The sequence below is a fragment of the Actinomycetota bacterium genome, from assembly GCA_036280995.1.
Classification (GTDB): Bacteria; Actinomycetota; CALGFH01; order CALGFH01; family CALGFH01; genus CALGFH01.
The window spans coordinates 1-2,448 of sequence record DASUPQ010000176.1 but is presented as its reverse complement, the minus strand read 5'-3'; the positions used below and the strand labels follow the sequence as shown (position 1 = coordinate 2,448).

Here is a 2,448-nt window from a genome sequence, read left to right as displayed (position 1 = left end):
CGCCCTCCAGGTCTGGCCCCACAACGCCGCCGCCATCGCCCTCTACGAGCGGTTCGGCTTCCAGCGCGAGGGCTACCTGCACCGCCACTACCGGCGCCGCTCGGGCGAGCTGTGGGACGCGATCATCATGGGCCTGCGGCTGGACTGACGGCGCGGGCACCGGAGGCGCGGGTAAGGTAACCGCCTCATGGAGCCGAAGCCGCCGACCAAGCCGACCCTGGACGGGCTCGAGCGCAAGTGGTCCGACCGGTGGGCGCGCAGCGGCGTCTACCGTTTCGACCGCACCCGCTCCCGGGTCGAGGTGTTCTCGATCGACACCCCGCCGCCGACGGTCAGCGGCTCGCTGCACCTGGGCCACGCCTTCTCCTACACCCAGACCGACGTGGTCGCCCGGTTCCAGCGCATGCGCGGCCGGGCGGTGTTCTACCCGATGGGCTGGGACGACAACGGCCTGCCGACCGAGCGCCGGGTCCAGCAGCACTTCGGGGTCCGCTGCGACCCGTCGCTGCCCTACAAGCCGGCCTTCGAGGCGCCCGAGTGGCCCTCCCGGCAGCCGATCGCCGTGTCCCGGCCCAACTTCGTCGAGCTCTGCAGCCAGCTCACCATGGAGGACGAGCAGGCCTTCGAGGCCGTCTTCCGCCGCCTCGGGCTGTCGGTCGACTGGTCGCTGACCTATGCCACCATCGGCGAGCAGGCCCGGCGGGCCTCCCAGCGGGCCTTCCTGCGCCTGCTGGCCAAGGGCCTGGCCTACCAGGCCGACGCCCCGACCCTGTGGGAGGTCGACTTCCACACCGCCGTCGCCCAGGCCGAGCTGGAGGACCGCGAGGTCGAGGGCAGGTCCTACCGGCTGCGCTTCGACAGGGAAGGGTCCGGGGAACCCCGAAGGGGTGCCCCGGTTGGTCGGGCGGTCGAGGTCGAGACGACCCGGCCGGAGCTGCTGGCCGCCTGCGTGGCCCTGGTCGTCCACCCCGACGACGACCGCTTCCGCGCCCTCCAGGGCGGCACCGTCCGCACCCCCCTGTTCGGGGCCGAGGTGCCGGTGCTGGCCCACCGGCTGGCCGACCCCGAGAAGGGCACCGGCATCGCTATGCTCTGCACCTTCGGCGACCCGACCGACCTGGTCTGGTGGCGCGACCTGGGCCTGCCCATGCGGCCGGTGCTGGACCCGGACGGGACCATCCGGCCGGTCGCCTGGGGCTCGCCCGGGTTCGAGTGCGCCGACCCGGCGGCCGCCCAGCGGGCCGCCGACCAGCTCGCCGGCCTGCCCGTCCGCCAGGCCAGGGAGCGGGTGGCGGGGATGCTGCGCCAGGCCGGCGCCCTGGCCGCGCCCCCGGCCCGGGTCACCCAGACGGTCAAGTTCTACGAGCACGGCAGCCAGCCGGTGGAGATCCTGACCAGCCGCCAGTGGTTCGTCCGCACCGTCAGCCTCAAGGACGCCCTGCTGGCCAGGGGGAGCGAGCTGTCCTGGCACCCGGAGTGGATGCGCAGCCGCTTCCAGAACTGGGTCGACGGGCTCTCGGCCGACTGGTGCATCAGCCGCCAGCGCTTCTTCGGGGTGCCGTTCCCGCTCTGGTACCGGGTCGGCCCCGACGGCGCCGTCGACCACGACCGGCCGCTGGTCCCCGACGAGGCCCGGCTGCCGGTCGACCCGTCCACCGACGTGCCCGACGGCTACCTCCAGGCCGACCGCGGCCGCCCCGGCGGCTTCGTCGGCGCCCCCGACGTGATGGACACCTGGGCGACCTCGGCCATCACCCCCGAGATCGCCGGCGGCTGGGTGGACGACCCCGACCTGTTCGCCCGCGTGTTCCCCATGGACCTGCGGCCCCAGGGTCACGACATCATCCGCACCTGGCTGTTCTACTCGCTGGCCCGGGCGCACGTGGAGCACGGCACGGTGCCGTGGGCGCACGCCGTCATCGCCGGCTGGGTGGTCGACCCCAACCGGCGCAAGCTGGCCAAGTCCCGGGGCGACGCCCTCACCCCCGGGGACGCCCTGGAGCGGTTCGGCGCCGACGCCGTCCGCTACTGGGCGGCCAGCAAGCGGGCCGGGGTCGACACCACCCTGGACGAGGGCCAGCTGCGGGTCGGCCGCCGCCTGGCCACCAAGCTGCTGCACGCCTCCCGGTTCGTCCTCACCCTGGACGGGCTGGCCGCCGCCGAGGCCACCGAGTCCCTGGACCGGGCCATGCTGGCCGGGCTGGCCGGGGTGGTCGACGAGGCCACCGCCGCCTTCGAGGCGTACGAGCCGGCCCGGGCCCTGGAGGCGTGCGAGACCTTCTTCTGGACCTTCTGCGACCACTACCTGGAGCTGGTCAAGGGCCGGGCCTACGGGGAGGCCGGGCCGGCCGGCCAGGCCTCGGCCGTCGGCGCCCTGCGGCTGGCCCTGGAGACGCAGGTACGGCTGTTCGCCCCGGTGCTGCCGTTCGTCACCGAGGAGGTCTGGTC

At 74.4% G+C, this 2,448-nt stretch carries 1 protein-coding gene; it reads left to right on the top strand.

Going from position 1 to position 2,448, the window contains the following annotated elements:
* Positions 1 to 187 precede the first annotated feature (187 nt).
* A partial coding sequence (gene valS, locus VF468_05695; protein ID HEX5877806.1) for a valine--tRNA ligase occupies positions 188 to 2,448 on the top strand: 2,261 nt, incomplete at its 3' end.